Consider the following 17,664-nt stretch of genomic DNA (forward strand, 5'->3'; position numbering starts at 1 on the left):
TAAAGATAAATAATAAGGAGTCCGCAAAATGGGTGGACAACATGGTCATGATCATAGTCATGCTGTAGTGACTGAAGGTAATGCTAAGAAATTAATGATTGCTTTAGCACTGACTTCAACATTTTTAATTGTTGAGGTCGTTGCTGGATTAATTACACAAAGTTTGGCATTACTCTCCGACGCTGCGCATATGTTTACCGATGCCGCTGCTCTGGCAATTGCTCTGATTGCAATTCAGATTGCTAAGCGTCCAGCCGATAATAAACGTACTTTTGGTTATCAGCGCTTTGAAATTTTGGCTGCATTATTTAATGCGCTCATGCTGTTCGTAGTGGCAATTTATATTTTATATGAAGCTTATATTCGCTTCTCTAAGCCGCCTGAAATTCAAAGTGTGGGCATGCTCATTGTGGCAACCATTGGTTTAGTGATTAACCTTATCTCAATGAAAATCCTCATGTCGAGTGCCAATAACAGCTTAAACGTGAAAGGTGCTTATTTAGAGGTGTTGAGTGATGCACTAGGCTCGGTTGGCGTTATTATTGGTGCAGTTGTGATTTACTTCACCAACTGGTACTGGGTCGATACGATTATTGCGGTATTGATTGGTTTTTGGGTATTACCAAGAACTTGGGTTTTACTGAAACAAAGTATTAATATTTTGCTCGAAGGCGTACCTGAAGAAGTTGATATCGAAAAGTTACGTGCAGATTTATTGTCTTTAAATGGTGTTGAAAGTATTCACCAACTCAAGGTATGGGCGATTACTTCTAAAAACATTCATTTAACTGTGCACTTATTTGCGCCTGAAGCTGACCGTACTAAGCTCTATCAAGATGCTGTTGAAATGCTTTCTCATGAGCATGGTATTGGCGAAGTGACATTGCAAATTGAAGATGATGCCGAGATCAATTGTCAGCATATCGCTCAACATGCTTCACATGAACATGATGAGACTGATAAAGAACATTCACATCAGCACTAAGCTGATGTGAATACTTTTTTTAAATTTCCCATTCGTGATTGCAGTCACGACATTTCCAATGTTTTTGTGACTGCATAAATGCTTGCATAGACAATTTAAAGTCCGGCAAATCACGCCAGAACATAAAACCCGCCCCTAGAGTCACAACAAAAACAACGACCGTTGCAATTTGTAGAGAAGTGCCTGCACCATTGCCAAAAATCCACATAAAAATACTAATTACAACCAAGAGTAATAGTACAAAAATGGCAGGAACTAAAATCACTAAGCTCTTAGGCACAACAGGTTTGGCACTGTTAACACCTTGGCTTACTGGCATAATTTTAACACTTTGACATTGAGGGCAACGATATTGCATGACAGCTCCACATTAAATTTGAATCTATTCTAACGGAAATGCAAAGAAAGGAAAAAAATTGTAGGGCTTTTAAAAAGTGATATAAAAGTTAGATATAAAAATACTTTTTTGAAACAAGCATATATGAAAAAATGATGATTTATGCGTACACATAAAAGTTAAAATAGTACCGTAGAGCATGCTAATCTAGATAAAAACCAAGTGTGTTCAACACTGGAAATGAGCTGAAAAGCTGATTAATGGGATGCGAAAGAAATATAAAAAGGAGAGGGACTTGGGTCAAGAAGATGACAATAAGTCGGAGCCTATAACGACATCAACAGTTTCAGGGAACCCTGACCCTATAAAACTGTCATTCTCACGCCGTTTGCTGCATAAGACCTTGCAACATGCTCATGATGCCGTTGGGTTTGCTAGTGATACGACACGTAATCTTGCAGAGGTTGCAGATGCAGCCTTAGATGCTTTAGACCATGTAACAACTCATACAAAGCGTGGGGTCGTTGGCATGACCAATCTGGCAGCAGGAACTGTTAGAGATATGGTCTCTGAAACCAGTGAAACTGCGCGTCAGGTTGCGTTAATTATGGCCCGTACTTTTCTAGGTAAGAGTACGCTGAATTTATATTTGCCTGAAATGCTGTTAAATAGCCAAATTCGTAAACGAATAGATCGGTCAGAAATTGATGATATTAAAGTTCAATGTGGCAATGATCGGTTTCAGGTTGAAATCGATGGGCACTATCACCGTTTCCTATATCGGCTGAGTTTAGATTTTCGGGTATTGGAATGCCGTATTGGGCAAGAAAAATTCTTACGTTTACGTCAAATGGATGAAAGCCTAGATGTACACATTCGACATGGTGGAACATTGTCGAATTGGGCAGTCCGTCGTATCGGCCGAGTAGGTTTCGAAGTCATTAACATGTTGCCTATACCATCACTGATTAATCATTTGATTCGTGATATCCCGGGTATTCAGCGTGATGGTCACCGTATGTGGTTTATTGACCTTGAACAGGCAGGGTTTATTGATTTCATTAACAACCGTTCATGGATGGTAGAAAAACTTTTAAGCTTGACAGACTTTAGTATTTTACCGGGACTCAATATTTTGAGGGAAAGCCGGGAGCTTGTGCAGCAACTGGTAGATCAATTCGAAATAAAAGGACTACGGGTTCAATCAGGTCGTCTTGAAGTCCAAGTTGGAATTGCGAATTAAATTACATAAATGAGAAGCTGATTGATGATCAGCTTTTTTATTGCGTAGATAAGAAAAAAGCCACTGTCTTCATGCAGTGGCTTTTTAGAATTTGGCGTCCCTACGGGGATTCGAACCCCGGTTACCGCCGTGAAAGGGCGATGTCCTAGGCCTCTAGACGATAGGGACTTATATGAGGCATACATCTGAAAAATATTGGCGTCCCTACGGGGATTCGAACCCCGGTTACCGCCGTGAAAGGGCGATGTCCTAGGCCTCTAGACGATAGGGACGTTTCAGAGGTGGGCGTATATTAGGTCGATTTAATAAAAGTGTCAAATAGTTTTCTGAAGAAATATTAAAAAAAACATTCAAGCGCTTAAAAATAACTCAAATTGTAGAAAATATAGGCATTTATGGCTAATTTTTATTGAAAAGGTTCAATAATTGCTTTGATGACTGCATGGTGTTGTAAGTACCCTACAATTTCATGGGGTTGGTTCGCAAAAGTAAAAATTTCTTGATTGATAATTGGTGGAGTGAAATTAAAAGGTGCTTCACTTAATGGGAAAGCTGTTAAAAAATCATCTTTTGAGTAGAAATTATACCAATCGCCATTGAGGCATTTTGGTCGTTCAATCGGAATAGGGAGTTTACTTTGGATCACCCGAAAAGAAAGTGGTGAAGCTAAGGTAACAAAGCGTTGTACTGAAAAATGATAAGCTGGATCTGATAACAAGTGAAATGCGATCACGGAACCTAAAGAGTGAGCGACTACAATACAATCTTCATCATCGTGCATTTGTTTTAAAATTCTTTGATGAACTTCGTACATAAAATCAGGATTAGATAAGTACATGTAAGTTTCAATCAAGAATTGTTGAATTAAGCTCTCATGTAATTTAGGAAAATTATTTAAAAGGACCACCATTTCTTTAAGAACGCGATCTTTTACTAACTGTGAAGTCAGATATAAACGTTCTGATAAGCTTTCTGCGGGTTGATCGGGGGAAAGAGGAAGATGTGGCACAAAAGGAGTATGTTCCTTAGGTGTGTTGGCTTGTGAGTGTAAATGGATAGGCAAATGAAAGTTAAAGGATTTTGGAAGTAAGGTGTTTAAATCTAATTGATTAGAGAGTTGATATTTCGTCATTAAATCGCCATAAAAAGGCATGTGTATATGTAAATCTCTTAAATTAACTCTACAGTGCAATTGTTTTAAGCCCAGTTTAAAGACTCTTAGCCAGTGCTCTTTTAAACGATGTGCTGTGTAATTTTGTTGATTCATCCCATGGATAAATATAATTTTCATTGTATACAAGGAATTGTTTTTAATATAAATTTTAATCTACAACGGTAGATTCTATAAAGCCAGTATCTAAACAAAAAAAAGTGTAGCTTTTTGCTACACTTTTTAATTACAAGCACTTAGGCCTTATGGCGATAAAAAATAAAATAACTGATATAGCAAAGAGCCGTAAAAATTAAGCAACCTACAAAACCCGCTCGCATTTGAGGGTCCGCTGCCATACTTAAACAGGTAATAAAGCAGAATAGAAAACCTAAAATTGGGACAATAGGAAATAATGGTGCAGCATATTTTAAATCTTTAACCGTATGTCCAGCTCGGTACCAGTGTCTACGGAAATTGAACTGACTTAAACAGATACTCATCCAGACAATAACCATGGTGAAAGCTGCAACGCCGAGTAAGTTTTTAAAGATGGTTTCAGGTGCAAACTGTTCCGATAACAAACCTGGGATTGCGCCAAACATGGTAACTACTAAAGCAACAATAGGTGTCCCACTTTTTGAAAGCTTGGCAAATACACTTGGAAGAAGCTTTTGTTCTGATAAAGACCACATCATGCGTGAAGCGGCATATAAACCTGAATTGGCGGCTGAGAGCAGTGCAGTAATAATTACAAAACGAATGATATCATCTGCATATGGAATACCAATGTAATTAAATACAGTAACGAAAGGACTGCTACTTACACTTTCACTGCTTAAGCCTGCAAGCTGGAAAGGGAGTAATGCACTGATCACAATAATGGTGCCGACAAAGAAAATAAGAAGGCGCCAGATTGCAGCATTAATCGCTTTAGGGACGTTTTGTGCAGGATCTTTAGTTTCACCAGCAGCCACACCAATTAGTTCTGTCCCAGAGAACGCAAAATTCACAATCAGCATGGTAGTAAAGATAGGGAGGAAACCGTGTGGGAACCAGCCTTGGGCTGTTAAATTACTAAACAGAGGAGCAGTTTGAGCGCCATGAAAAGGAATTAAACCAAAAATGGCTAATAACCCAAGCACAATAAAGGCAATAACGGTAACAACCTTAACAAGCGCTAACCAGAACTCAGATTCAGCAAATACTCGAGTTGAACTAATATTTAGCCCAAAAATCGTCACTGCAAAAATAAGTGTCCAGATCCACATTGAAATTTGCGGAAACCATTCCTGCATGAGTAGGGCAGCGGCGGTAAATTCGGTCCCTAGCGTTGCTGTCCATGTTAGCCAATACATCCATGAAATCATGTAGCCTGTACTTGGACTAATGTACTTTTGGGCATATGCACCAAAAGAACCAGAAACAGGCATGTGCACAGCCAGCTCGCCTAAACAGAGCATAACCATGTAAGCAATTGCACCCCCAAGAATGTAGGCAATAATTGCGCCAATAGGTCCAGTTTGTGAAATGACTTCCCCTGAACCCAAAAATAAACCAGTACCGATTGCACCGCCTAGCGATAACATCACAAGGTGGCGAGTACTCATGGCTCTTTTTAAAGGTGCAGTACTGTTCTGATGCTGAGCATCTAGTTGATTGTCAGATGGCTGCATATTACACATTGAGAGAATTTAAGAAAGACGCTATTTTAGATAAAATAGACAAATGTGCAATCAAGAAGGTGTCAAAGAATAGACAGGAAGGTGACGATAGAGTCTTTAAAAGGAATTTTTAAAATAGAAAATGGCGTCCCTACGGGGATTCGAACCCCGGTTACCGCCGTGAAAGGGCGATGTCCTAGGCCTCTAGACGATAGGGACTTGATGAGGCAAACACAAAGGATCTTGGTGGAGCCAAGCGGGATCGAACCGCTGACCTCTACAATGCCATTGTAGCGCTCTACCAACTGAGCTATGGCCCCAGTTTGTGTGAGCGCAATATTAGGGTGAATGCGCCCACACGTCAACAAAAAAATGAATTAAGCTTCGCTAGTTGCTTCATTTTTCGGCAGTTTTAAGCTTTCATTGAGCTTTTCCCAGTTTTTTACCTCTTTTTTACTCGGGGCACCAACAATTTCTAATGCATGTCGTAAGCGAGCAAAGGTTAAATCTGGACCAAGCGTAACCATTGATTGCATCACTGGTGTTGAACTGGTTGAGCCAGCAATTGCGATAAAGAAAGCAGGCATAAAATCACGTAGTTTAATACCCATTTGATTTGCCAAGTCCATTAAGGTTTGGCTAACCGTGTCATTATTCCAAGTAAACTGACTTTCAAGACGCCAAATAGCAAATTGTAAGCTTTGGCGAACTTGTTCTTGAGTCAATTTTTTACTTTCAAACATTTCGGCTGTAATTTGTGGCATATGGTTAAAGTAGAAACCAGCCCAATTTACTGCTTCAGAAAGTAAATTAATACGCGGTTGAATTGCAGCAGCAATATCTTCTAATGTATTGCGGTCACTCTTCCAAGTAAGTAAACGGTCTAGTAGCTGGCCTGGTGTTAAACCTTTAATCCATTGACCATTTAACCAATTGAGTTTTTCAACATCGAAAATTGGGCCGCCTAAAGATACACGTTGAATATCAAAGTGATCCATCATGTCTTGCAGGGTAAATACTTCACGCTCATCTGGCATTGACCAGCCCATACGGCCTAAATAGTTGAGTAAGGCTTCTGGTAGAACACCAATATCACGGTAGTAGTTAATTGATGTTGGATTTTTACGTTTAGATAACTTCGATTTATCTGGATTACGTAGCAATGGCATATGGCAAAGTGTTGGCATTTCCCAACCAAAGTATTGGTAAAGCAACTGATGCTTCGGTGCAGAAGGAAGCCATTCTTCACCACGTAATACATGAGTGATTTCCATTAAATGGTCATCAACGACATTTGCTAAATGGTAAGTTGGTAAACCATCAGTCTTAAGAAGGACTTGCATGTCGACTTGTGCCCAAGGAATTTCTACTTCCCCACGGAGTAAGTCGTTAAATTTACATACACCTTCTTCTGGAACTTTCATACGGATGACATGAGGTTCGCCTGCTTCTAGGCGGCGAGTTACTTCTTCTTGAGAAAGCTTTAAACCGCGGCCATCATATTTTGGTGTTTCACCGCGAGCCTGCTGTTCGGCACGCATTTGATCAAGTTCTTCTGCTGTAGCGAAACAGTAAAAAGCATGGCCTTTTTCAACAAGTTCTAACGCGTATTGCTTATAAATTCCCATACGCTCTGATTGGCGATAAGGCGCGTGCGGGCCACCCACATCTGGACCTTCAGACCAATTTAAACCTAACCAGCGTAAAGAATCTAAAATCATTTTTTCAGATTCTGGTGTAGAGCGAAGTTGGTCGGTATCTTCAATTCTTAAAATAAATTCCCCGCCATGTTGTTTCGCAAAACACATATTGAATAAAGCAATGTAGGCAGTACCAACATGTGGGAAACCAGTAGGAGAAGGTGCAATACGAGTACGAACTTTCATAGATAATGGGTCAAAATAAAAATTGAAACTATTATAACGAAAAAGCCCAGTATTCTGACGTTTTTATTTAACGGCAGACTGGGCTTAAGTTGAAACGATGAGGGGTCGTTTCAAATATTAAGAAGTATGTGGCTGGAAGATGGCCTGAACAAAACGTGAGAAACGCTCATGCTGTGCTGCAAGAAAGTTTTGAGTAGGTGTTACACGAATAGTGTTAAGTACTTTTAACTCATCATCTGTAGATGGTAGAGCTATAGTATTGCGTTTTTGCTGGTCGAGTGCTTTTTCAATAAGCGAAGACTGGCGGTCAGAAACGCTTTTGGTTGGTGTGTCTTTGAGTGCTGCGGCAATTGATAATTGTGATGCAAAACTGAGTACCAAACCCAAACTCAAAGCTTTTCCATACTTAATTTTCATTTTTACTCATCCCCTCAGTACGTACATTTCGTCTATTTTTTGAGTTTAACCAAATGTAAAATTACGGTAACGCTACGATTCAAACATAAATTTTAATAAAAAAGTAGAACCATGTCACACTTTTTACAAAAAATACCTTTATTTTACGTTGGTATCTTTCAAATGTAGCCTATCTGTATCCATTACGTCTCATTATTTAACAAATTAATGTGTAGATAAAGTGAAGACTATAAATAAACTATAAGAATAATTACAAAACTTTTCGAAATTATGAATAAAAAGTAAGCGTGAATGATATCGTTTAAAGTGATTAATAAACCTTGAATTGTTATAAGTGTTTGATAGAAAAATTAAAATATAAAAATGTAATATAGTTTAAAAGTAAAATTGGTATTTATAAATGAAAAGAATAGTAAAAATTGCGGTCGCTACATATATGGGGTTAGCAGTAAGTGCAGTACAGGCTGCGACTACATTTTTAAATGTTTCTTATGATCCAACGCGTGAATTTTATCAAGAATATAATCAGGCATTTGGAAAATTCTGGAAACAACGCACCGGTCAGGATGTCGATTTTAAACAATCCCATGGGGGCTCCGGAAAACAGGCGCGAGCTGTAGCAACTGGTCTTCAAGCCGATGTAGTAACCTTGGCTTTAGCAAATGATATTGATGAGATTGTTAAAGCTGGATATATCCAGCCAAACTGGCAAAAAGAGTTTCCTAATAACTCTGCGCCTTATACCTCTACAGTGGTGTTTCTGGTTAGAAAAGGTAATCCAAAGAATATCCGTGATTGGAATGATTTAACTAAACCAGGTGTTGAAATTATTACACCTAATCCCAAAACGGGTGGAGCACCGCGCTGGATTTATCTTTCTGCGTGGGGATATGCTTTAAAACAGCCTGGTGGCAGTGATGCCAAAGCAAAAGAGCTAGTTAAAAAACTTTATCACAATGTTAAGGTGCTAGATTCGGGAGCACGTGGTTCGCTTACTACATTTGCTGAACGTGGAATTGGAGATGTTCTACTTTCTTGGGAAAATGAAGCATTATTGGCAACGAAAGGTCTCGATAAAGATAAATATGAAATTGTGTACCCATCAATTTCAATTTTGGCAGAGCCTTCTGTTGCGATTGTAGATAAAACAGTCGATAAGGACGGTAACCGTACTTTAGCAAAAGGCTATCTCAACTTTTTATATTCACCATTAGGGCAAGAGTTGGCTGCGAAACATTATTTTCGTCCACGTAATCCTCAAGTCGCTGCTAAATATGCAGCACAATTTCCAAAAATTAAATTATTTACGATTAATGATGTTTTTGGTGGCTGGGCAAAAGCTCAGCAAACTCACTTTGCCAATGGGGCCATCTTTGATCAAATTTATGATGGGAAACAGTAAATAAAATATGGGCAGCTACCTAGTTTAAAAATTAATTAAACTTTTCATATTGAAGCAAGTGAACCTGAAAAGGTGAGCTTGCTTTTTATTTTGCTTAAAAAATGCAAAGAAAACGGTTTTCTCTATGAAAAATTAATATTTTCCTACAAAAAGCCGTTTGGTGTTCATCGTAAACAAGGTGATAATGTGCAGTTACATTTTTACGCTATGATTTAACTCCTATGTCGCATATTTCTGTCTTACTTTTTGAGACCGTTGAAAGCTTATTGGCAGATCGCACAACTGGGGTGTATATCGATGCAACCTTTGGACGAGGTGGGCATACACGCTTATTATTGTCGAAACTCGATGAAAACGCTCGAGTATATGCCTTTGATAAAGATCCTCAGGCTCTGGAAGTTGCAGCCGCTTTAGCACAAGAAGACCCGAGATTTACCATTATTCATGCAAGTTTTGCTGATATAAAAGAAAAAATGCAGGAAATTGGGGTGCAAAGTGTCGATGGAATTATGGCAGACTTAGGCGTATCTTCTCCTCAATTAGATCAGGCAGAACGCGGCTTTAGTTTTATGCAAGATGGCCCTTTAGACATGCGTATGGATAACTCTAAAGGTTTGACTGCTGCTGAATGGTTACTTGAAATTGAAGAGGAACAGTTGGCGAATATCATTTATCAATATGGTGAAGAACGATATAGTCGCCGTATTGCTAAAGCAATTAAACAAGCTGGAAAATTAGATACGACAGCACAACTGGCTGAACTTGTAAAAACAGCCCATCCAAAATGGGAAAAACATAAGCATCCGGCGACACGTACTTTTCAGGCTATTCGTATTGCTATTAACAAAGAACTAGATGATATTGAAGTGTTTTTACCGCAAGCTGTAGACTTGCTTAAACCAAAGGGGCGTTTGTCTGTGATCAGCTTCCATTCGCTTGAAGACAGGTTGATCAAACAGTTTATTCAAAAAGAATCAACGCTAGCAGAAGATTCTGGTTGGGGAATGCCTCAACAGCAGGTTGATACGAGAAGATTAAAGAAAATTTCACGGGTTCGTGCGAGTGAAGAAGAAGTAAAAGCGAATCCACGTTCACGTAGTGCATGGCTTCGGGTTGCTGAACGCTTGGAACAAAAAGGCGCGTAATGAAAAGCAGTGATGAAATCGAAACCACAGAAAATAAAGTGGTCAAAAAAGTTGTGATATATACAGTCATGGTGGCGTTGGTTTTCATCAGTGCCATGATGGTGGTATTGCAAGTATTTGAATACCGTCATGATTATAGAGAGTTAAGCTCTTATATGCGTGAACGTGATGACCTCAATGCTGAATGGGGACGTTTATTGATTGAGCAACAAACATTTGGTGCGACTGCTCAAATTGGTACGCGTGCTGTGACACAATTACGAATGTTTTCGCCACCGGCTGCAGAAACGGTGGTAATTTCTTTACCGATGACCTCAGAGCAAAATAAGTAAGGCCTTGCTGTATGGTAGATAAGCGAACAAAGCAAACACGAAAAAAACAGCAGTCTATTTCGGAAAAACCAAGTCTTGCCTTTGATATGTGGCGGTTTTATCTGCTCTGGGCAGTGGTGCTCCTGTGTTTTGTGGTATTAATTGCACGTGCATTTTATGTTCAGATCATTAATAAGGACTTTTTACAAAATAAGGCCAATGCCAATATTTTGCGTACTGAACGTGTAGAAGCTATGCGTGGTGTAATTAGCGATCGCCACGGTGTGCCTTTAGCGATCAGTAGTCCAATCATGAAAATTGTGATGGACCCACGTGATTATTTTGAAACTAAACATTTATATGATCAAATTTCGGCTGAACTAAAACAAGATCCAAAAAATCGTAAATTAAAACGCCAATTACCAGATAAAAATTTAAACTTAGATGAGCTTGCCGATGTGGTCGGTGTTGATCGTGCTGATCTTAAGAAACAGATGAATGCGCGTCCGCGTTCTCGTTATTTAGTTTTGAAAAAAGAAGTACCACCGCAACAAGCTGACCTCATTATGAAAGGTAACTTCCAAGGGGTTTATGCAGAAAAAACTTACAAACGCTATTATCCGCAGCCACAACCAAATGCCCAAATTATTGGTTTGACTAATAGTGAGGGTCAAGGTGTTGAAGGCCTGGAAATGCAGTTGAATAAGCAGCTTTCTGGAGTAGATGGCGAACAAAAAATTATTCGTGATAAGCGTGGTAATCGTTTAAAAGTTTCTGAGGTGATTCGTGAGGGCGAGCCGGGTGAGAATATCACTTTAAGTATCGACTCTCGTTTACAGTACATTATGTATCGCGAATTGACCGCAGCGGGTGTTGCGAATAATGCACGTTCAGCAACGGCTATTGCGGTTGATGTTAAAACGGGTGAGATTTTGGCTATGACCAGTTGGCCATCTTATAACCCGAATGATAAGAATGGCTTGTCTAATAAAGATGCTATGCGTAACCGTGGTGCGATCGATATGTTCGAACCGGGGTCAACCATGAAGCCATTTACCATTTCTGCTGCATTAGAAACTGGTCAATACACACCAAATACGATTGTAAATACCTCTCCTGGTTCAATGCGTTTAGGTTGGCATACTATTCGTGATACCCATAACTATGGGGCTTTGACCGTAACAGGTGTGATTATTAAGTCTTCAAACGTGGGTTCTGCAAAAATTGCATTATCACTTCCAAAAGAGACTTTACCGACCTTCTTTAATCGTGTTGGTTTTGGTAAGCGTTCTGCTGTGAAGTTCCCAGGGGAAAGTTCTGGCTTAGTACTTCCTGTAAATAAATTAAACTCTTCTCAAATTGGTACCATGGCTTATGGTTATGGTCTAAACGCAACTATTCTTCAGCTGGCACAAGGCTATGCCATGCTTGCAAATCATGGCGTCAAAATGCCATTAAGCTTGCATAAATTAGATCAGGCACCTAAAGGAGAGCAAGTTCTTAACCCAAAAATTGCTGATCAAGTCTTGTTAATGCTTGAGCAAGTGACTATGCCGGGTGGTACAGCGACACAAGCCAATATTCCAGGCTATCGAGTAGGCGGTAAAACAGGTACTGCTCATAAATTGCGTGCTGATGGTAAAGGCTATTCAAATAGTGAATATCGTGCTTTATTTGCCGGCGTTGCACCAATTAGTGATCCGCGTTTAGCTGTTATTGTGGTTGTGGAAAATCCACAAGGTCGTTACTACGGTGGTTTGGTTGCTGCCCCAGTTTTCGCTCGTATTATGCAAGAGTCACTACGTTTAATGAACGTGCCGCTTGATAAGCCACTTAACACTCCACAAAATCCTATTCGCAGGTAAGCTATGACTGTTTCTTTTCAAGAAATTAATCCAATCGAGATTGATGCACAATGGCCTCAACAGCCATTTCATGGCTTTAATTTAGATAGTCGTAAAGTAGAAGCTGGCCAAATTTTTATTGCCTTGACCAGTTATAGCCAACCTGAAAAAACACGCACATTTGCTGAAGCAGCTTTAACAAATGGGGCACTTGCTGTAATTAGTGAAACCGAATTAGGTGTAGCGAATGAGTGGGTGTGTTCTGATGTGCGTCAGCGTATGGGTGAGTGGCAAAAACGTTATTTACAACAAACTGATACGGTTAAACCATTACGGATTATTGCTGTAACAGGTACGAATGGTAAAACGACTATTTCTCGCCTAATTGCTGAGTTAATTAGTTCGCAACAGCAGCGCTGTGCGGTGATGGGAACGACTGGTAATGGTATTTTGCCGGACTTAACGCCTTCTACACATACTACTCTTGATGCTTTGCAGTTACAAAATGAATTACATGCTTATGCTAAGCACGGCGCAACTTTTGCTTCTTTAGAAGCGAGTTCGCATGGTCTTGAGCAGGGCCGATTAAATGGTTGTGATATTGAAATTGCTGTTTATAGTAACTTAAGTCGTGATCACCTCGATTATCATGGCACGCTAGAAGCTTATGCAGAAGCAAAGGCTCGTTTATTCAAGTTTAATTCGTTAAAAGTTGCTGTGATTAATCTAGATGATGCACATGCAGATTTAATGATTAAATCGGCGAAGAATAATCCAGCGCAACCTAAAATTTTGACTTATTCGCTTACTCAAAATACGGCCGATTATTATATTACCGATTTAAGTTATAGCTTGGCAGGTGCAACCTTTAATTTAGTGGGGCAGCAAGGTTCATTTACTGTAGAAAGTCCATTATTAGGTCATTTTAATGTTGAAAACTTGATTGCGGCGCTGATCGCTGCTGAGCAAGCTGGTTTCGATTTAAAAGCATTAGTTAATTTTGTTCCTAAACTGATTGGCGCACCAGGCCGAATGCAGGTCATTCGTGATGATGAGCGACTTTTTGTGGTGGATTATGCGCATACACCCGATGCATTGATTCAAGTGCTTAAAACATTAAAACGTCACGTTTCGAATCAGCTTTGGGCTGTATTTGGATGTGGTGGTGACCGTGATCGTGGTAAGCGCCCACTCATGACTCAAGCAGCTTTAGATGGTGCAAATCCTGTTATTCTGACTTCAGATAACCCAAGAACAGAAGACCCCGAACAAATCTTTGCTGATATGAAGCAAGGAATAGATTTTTCAGGGCATCGTATGCATGAAATTCATGACCGTCGTGAAGCAATTAAATTTGTTACACAGCACGCTCAAGCTGGTGACATTGTGGTGATTGCCGGAAAAGGTCATGAAAATTATCAAGAAATTAATGGTGTGCGTCACTGGTTTGATGATGTGGTTGAAGTGCGTTCTGCGATTGATGCACAACATCATACGGTAGATGCTGCTTACCCTGCACAATAGGAAAAATTATGCATACTTCAACCACCAGTACCGTGCCTTTGGAACCGTGGACAGCTCAACAATTACAACAGGCAACACAGGGTTACTGGCATAAAGACCAGATCCCTCAAACTGAAATTAAACGTATTTTGACTGACTCGCGTCATGCAGAAAGTGGGGATGCCTTTTTAGCATTAAAAGGTGAACGTTTCGATGCGCATAATTTTGTCGCGCAAGTCGCTGCAAATGGTTGCCAAGTCGCTATTGTTGAGCAACCTATAGATGCCAACATTGCTCAGCTTGTAGTTGCTGATACTCGCTTGGCTTTGGGGCAACTTGGTGCATATCGCCGTGAACAAAATGCTCAATTGAAAGTTATTGCTTTAACGGGAAGTAGCGGTAAAACCACCACTAAAGAAATGCTAGGAAGCATCTTATCTCGTTTAGCCCCTACATTGATTACCCGAGGCAATTTAAATAATGACCTTGGTGTGCCGATGATGCTGCTTGAGCTTCGCAAGGAACATCAATATGCAGTGATGGAACTTGGGGCAAATCATCAAGGTGAAATTGATTACACATCAAAACTTGTTCAACCGCATGTCGCTGGCATTTTAAATATTGGGACTGCTCACTTAGGTGAGTTCGGTGGTCGCGATGGTATTTGCCGTGCTAAATCAGAAATTTATCGTCATATTCTACCTCACGGTGTTGCTATTGTTCCGCAACAAGATGACTTTACTACCGAGATTCGTGAAGCAGCAAAAAGTCATCACATTATGAGTTTTGGTACTGGTGGTGATGTCTTTGCTACAGAGATTGAATTGTTGCCACAATCTGCCAATTTCCAGTTACATACACCTCAAGGTTCAAGTTTTGTAAGGCTGCCATTTGCAGGTGAGCATAATGTGCAAAATGCAACTGCTGCAGTAGCATTTGCTTTGGCATTAGGTGTTAGCCTAGACGATATTGTAAAAGGATTAGAGCAAGCACAAGGCGCGAAAGGCCGTTTGAACTTTATTCAAAAAGCGCCTCATTTATTTATTGATGATACTTATAACGCTAATCCAACATCTATGCGAGCTGCGGCACAAGTATTACTTCAACAAAATGGCATTAAAGTCATGGTGATGGGGGATATTGGGGAACTTGGCGATAGTAGTTGGCAAGAACATCATGATTTAGGTCGCGATCTCGCTCAGCTTCCTTTAGATCATATTATTGCAGTTGGGCAGTTTGCCTCAGCAGCTCTCGAAGGTGCGGGCCTTCATTCTACTAAATTGAAAGCATTTCAGACTCAAGCTGAGGCGCTTCCATTTTTAATCAATCTAATCCAAACACATCAACCCCAGTCCATGAGTTTCCTGTTTAAAGGTTCTCGCTTTACTCATATGGAAACGTTGATGGCTGATTTGATGGAGAAACTTTAAATGCTGTTATGGTTGTTTGAACAACTTGCGGGCTATCACAGTTCGTTTCAGGTTGTTCGTTATTTAACATTACGTTCTTTACTCAGTGTATTAACGTCACTGACCATTGGTTTGGTTCTCGGACCAATCATGATTCGTAAATTACAAGCGTTAAAATACGGTCAGGCAGTAAGTTCGTTTGCTCCTGAAAATCATGCCAAAAAAATGGGTACACCGACAATGGGAGGGATTTTAATTCTACTCTCAATTGGTATTAGTACTTTATTGTGGGCTGATTTATCTAACCCTTATGTTTGGATTGTACTTGGTGTAATGGTTGTGTTCGGTGCGGTTGGCTGGGCAGATGACTGGATTAAGATTCGCTATAAAGATAATGCGGGCTTACCTGCACGTAAGAAATTCTTCTGGACTTCTATTGCCTCACTTGGTGCTGGTATTGCGTTATATTTAATTGCAACTGAACAATCTAATTCAGAATACACAGCAAATATGCTGGATTTATTGATTCCTTTCTTCAAGAATCTTTCAATTCCACTTTCTATTGTTCCATTAGGCTTGGCATTTATTGTATTCACCTATTTAGTAATTAATGGTGCTTCTAATGCGGTTAACTTAACTGACGGTTTAGATGGTTTAGCTATTATGCCGGTGGTTATGGTGGCTTCAGGTTTAGGTGTATTTGCTTATTTATCTGGTGACATTCGTTTCGCTAACTATTTACATATTCCATATGTGAAATATACCTCTGAGCTTGTGGTGATCTGTTCAGCGATGATTGGTGCAGGCTTGGCATTCCTTTGGTATAACGCACATCCAGCACAAGTCTTTATGGGTGATGTGGGCGCTTTAGCTCTAGGCGCAATGCTTGGAACAATTGCCGTGATGGTACGCCAAGAAATCGTATTTGCGATTATGGGCGGTGTTTTTGTGATGGAGGCTGTATCAGTATTCCTACAAATCGGGTCGTTGCGAATGCGAAATAAGCGCGTATTCTTGATGGCACCTTTACACCATCACTATGAAAAACAAGGCTGGAAAGAAACTCAAGTTGTAATTCGATTCTGGATTATTACGATTATGCTAGTTGTTTTAGGCCTAATGACCTTAAAATTGCGCTAGAACTTATTTTGGTGTCAATATAAAGCCAGTTTCTACTGGCTTTTTTTATTGGAGAGGTAAATGACAAAGGTTGTTGGGCTAGACCAATTATCTGTAATTAACCAAAAAGTGGTTAGTGATGGGGAAGTATTACCTCAAGTTGTACTTAAAGATGGTAGTCAGGTACAAACGGGAACTGTCGCGACAATGCTGCATAATATTGAACTCTATAATGCGGGACAAAGAGGGCAAATTGAAGAAGAGTTGAAGATCGCTATTCCAACTTTAATTAAAGTGGGATTATTTGATTTGTTTGAAGTAGATGAATGGGTTTCTGGAACAAATGCAGGTCGCACATTTGTTGGAATGCACGCTAAGGCTTATTTGCAACAAAAAGAACAAGAGAATAATTAAACGTGACTACGCAAAATTTAATGTGCCCCGTATGTCGTCAGCGACTTGAGCTGGTAAACAAAACATGGCGGTGTGAACAGGGTCATAGCTATGACATTGCAAAGCAAGGTTATGTGAACTTACATGTCGTACAGCATAAACACAGTAAAAATCCCGGGGATACTCCTGAGTCTGTAGATGCACGCCGTGCCTTTTTACAGGGTGGCTATTATCAGCCTTTACAGCAAGCAGTAGTTCATTTGCTAAAGCATCTTAAAGCTAAAGCTGTACTTGATATTGGCTGTGGTGAGGGATATTACACTAGTGCGATGCAACAGGTTGTTGAGCAATGTATAGGTGTAGATATTGCAAAAAATGCGGTACAACGTGCTGCAAAGTTAAATGCCAACGTGACTTGGGTTGTCGGTACAGGAGCAACTTTACCTGTAATTGATCAAAGTATAGATGTGTGTACGAGTCTTTTTAGCCCGATTCCACAAGCAGAAATTTTGCGCGTTTTAAAAGATGATGGGTATTTAATTGTTGTGACTCCTGCAACCGATCATCTGTATGCAATGCGTGAAGCGCTATTTGAGCAAGTTAATCCGCACACACCGCAAAAGTTTGTTGAACAACTGCAAGATTTATTTGAGTTGAAAGAACAGCAAGTTATAGATGCTCCTTTATTACTTGACCAAGAAGCTTTAAAGAATCTGATCGCTATGACGCCTTATGCGTATAAGGCGTCTCCAGAGCGCCGGATGCAATTAGAACAGCAATCACACCTGAAAGTGACAGCATCTTTTCAAATCTATCTTTTTCAAAAGCGTAATAAAAAAGCCATCTAACGATGGCT

General features: G+C 39.9%; 16 protein-coding genes and 4 tRNA genes. 11 read left to right on the forward strand and 9 right to left on the reverse strand.

All coding sequences use genetic code 11. The features are described from left to right. Positions 1-28 precede the first annotated feature (28 nt). A complete protein-coding gene (locus MKL35_RS07990; protein WP_002051646.1) occupies positions 29-985 on the forward strand; it encodes a cation diffusion facilitator family transporter in 957 nt (318 codons plus the stop codon). 19 nt (positions 986-1,004) lie between these two features. On the opposite strand, the gene MKL35_RS07995 is transcribed toward MKL35_RS07990, so the two are convergent. After that, positions 1,005-1,343 (reverse strand): membrane protein, encoded by a 339-nt coding sequence (locus tag MKL35_RS07995; protein WP_002051673.1) that lies wholly within the window; start codon positions 1,341-1,343, stop codon positions 1,005-1,007. Positions 1,344-1,617: 274 nt separating this feature from the next. Here MKL35_RS07995 and MKL35_RS08000 point away from each other — a divergent pair, with 274 nt between their 5' ends. After that, positions 1,618-2,565, forward strand: a complete 948-nt coding sequence (locus MKL35_RS08000) for a hypothetical protein (protein ID WP_270913323.1) — start codon at positions 1,618-1,620, stop codon at positions 2,563-2,565. A gap of 92 nt (positions 2,566-2,657) precedes the next feature. On the opposite strand, the gene MKL35_RS08005 is transcribed toward MKL35_RS08000, so the two are convergent. The 8 genes from MKL35_RS08005 to MKL35_RS08040 all read right to left on the reverse strand — a co-directional run bounded on the left by MKL35_RS08005 (position 2,658) and on the right by MKL35_RS08040 (position 7,682). Next, positions 2,658-2,733: transfer RNA gene (locus MKL35_RS08005), tRNA-Glu, on the reverse strand. A gap of 28 nt (positions 2,734-2,761) precedes the next feature. After that, a tRNA-Glu gene (locus MKL35_RS08010) sits at positions 2,762-2,837 on the reverse strand. A 134-nt stretch (positions 2,838-2,971) separates the two neighbouring features. Continuing rightward, positions 2,972-3,856, reverse strand: coding sequence for a hypothetical protein (locus tag MKL35_RS08015; RefSeq protein ID WP_004711635.1), 885 nt, complete (start codon positions 3,854-3,856; stop codon positions 2,972-2,974). 116 nt (positions 3,857-3,972) lie between these two features. After that, entirely contained in the window at positions 3,973-5,391 is a 1,419-nt protein-coding gene (locus MKL35_RS08020; RefSeq protein ID WP_004711637.1) for an amino acid permease, read from the reverse strand. Positions 5,392-5,522: 131 nt separating this feature from the next. Next, positions 5,523-5,598: transfer RNA gene (locus MKL35_RS08025), tRNA-Glu, on the reverse strand. Between the two features lie 25 nt (positions 5,599-5,623). Continuing rightward, positions 5,624-5,699: transfer RNA gene (locus MKL35_RS08030), tRNA-Ala, on the reverse strand. Between the two features lie 57 nt (positions 5,700-5,756). After that, the gene (gltX, locus tag MKL35_RS08035; protein ID WP_002051704.1) at positions 5,757-7,265 is read right to left on the reverse strand and encodes a glutamate--tRNA ligase; all 1,509 of its coding nucleotides are present in this window, start codon (positions 7,263-7,265) and stop codon (positions 5,757-5,759) included. A 117-nt stretch (positions 7,266-7,382) separates the two neighbouring features. After that, positions 7,383-7,682, reverse strand: coding sequence for a hypothetical protein (locus MKL35_RS08040; protein ID WP_032011711.1), 300 nt, complete (start codon positions 7,680-7,682; stop codon positions 7,383-7,385). Between the two features lie 400 nt (positions 7,683-8,082). Here MKL35_RS08040 and MKL35_RS08045 point away from each other — a divergent pair, with 400 nt between their 5' ends. The 9 genes from MKL35_RS08045 to MKL35_RS08085 all read left to right on the forward strand — a co-directional run bounded on the left by MKL35_RS08045 (position 8,083) and on the right by MKL35_RS08085 (position 17,656). Then, entirely contained in the window at positions 8,083-9,084 is a 1,002-nt protein-coding gene (locus MKL35_RS08045; protein WP_065286491.1) for a sulfate ABC transporter substrate-binding protein, read from the forward strand. Positions 9,085-9,305: 221 nt separating this feature from the next. Then, positions 9,306-10,229 (forward strand): 16S rRNA (cytosine(1402)-N(4))-methyltransferase RsmH, encoded by a 924-nt coding sequence (gene rsmH, locus MKL35_RS08050; RefSeq protein WP_002051672.1) that lies wholly within the window; start codon positions 9,306-9,308, stop codon positions 10,227-10,229. Then, positions 10,229-10,561 carry a cell division protein FtsL gene (gene ftsL / locus MKL35_RS08055; RefSeq protein WP_002051754.1) on the forward strand — a complete coding sequence of 111 codons (333 nt, stop codon included), beginning with the start codon at positions 10,229-10,231 and terminating at the stop codon, positions 10,559-10,561. Before rsmH ends, ftsL begins: the two co-directional genes overlap by 1 nt. A gap of 11 nt (positions 10,562-10,572) precedes the next feature. Then, positions 10,573-12,405, forward strand: coding sequence for a penicillin-binding protein PBP3 (gene ftsI / locus MKL35_RS08060; RefSeq protein WP_002051677.1), 1,833 nt, complete (start codon positions 10,573-10,575; stop codon positions 12,403-12,405). A 3-nt stretch (positions 12,406-12,408) separates the two neighbouring features. After that, a complete protein-coding gene (locus MKL35_RS08065) occupies positions 12,409-13,908 on the forward strand; it encodes a UDP-N-acetylmuramoyl-L-alanyl-D-glutamate--2,6-diaminopimelate ligase (RefSeq protein WP_031953439.1) in 1,500 nt (499 codons plus the stop codon). 8 nt (positions 13,909-13,916) lie between these two features. After that, a complete protein-coding gene (locus tag MKL35_RS08070) occupies positions 13,917-15,317 on the forward strand; it encodes a UDP-N-acetylmuramoyl-tripeptide--D-alanyl-D-alanine ligase (RefSeq protein WP_032011713.1) in 1,401 nt (466 codons plus the stop codon). Continuing rightward, the gene (gene mraY / locus MKL35_RS08075; protein ID WP_002051726.1) at positions 15,318-16,436 is read left to right on the forward strand and encodes a phospho-N-acetylmuramoyl-pentapeptide-transferase; all 1,119 of its coding nucleotides are present in this window, start codon (positions 15,318-15,320) and stop codon (positions 16,434-16,436) included. A 60-nt stretch (positions 16,437-16,496) separates the two neighbouring features. Further along, complete coding sequence (locus MKL35_RS08080) at positions 16,497-16,829, forward strand: DUF7709 family protein (RefSeq protein ID WP_002051722.1); 333 nt, start codon at positions 16,497-16,499, stop codon at positions 16,827-16,829. 2 nt (positions 16,830-16,831) lie between these two features. Then, positions 16,832-17,656 carry a putative RNA methyltransferase gene (locus MKL35_RS08085; RefSeq protein WP_004884737.1) on the forward strand — a complete coding sequence of 275 codons (825 nt, stop codon included), beginning with the start codon at positions 16,832-16,834 and terminating at the stop codon, positions 17,654-17,656. Positions 17,657-17,664: the final 8 nt, after the last annotated feature.

The organism is Acinetobacter sp. AOR41_HL (assembly GCF_027854645.1).
GTDB classification, from domain to species: domain Bacteria; phylum Pseudomonadota; class Gammaproteobacteria; order Pseudomonadales; family Moraxellaceae; genus Acinetobacter; species Acinetobacter nosocomialis.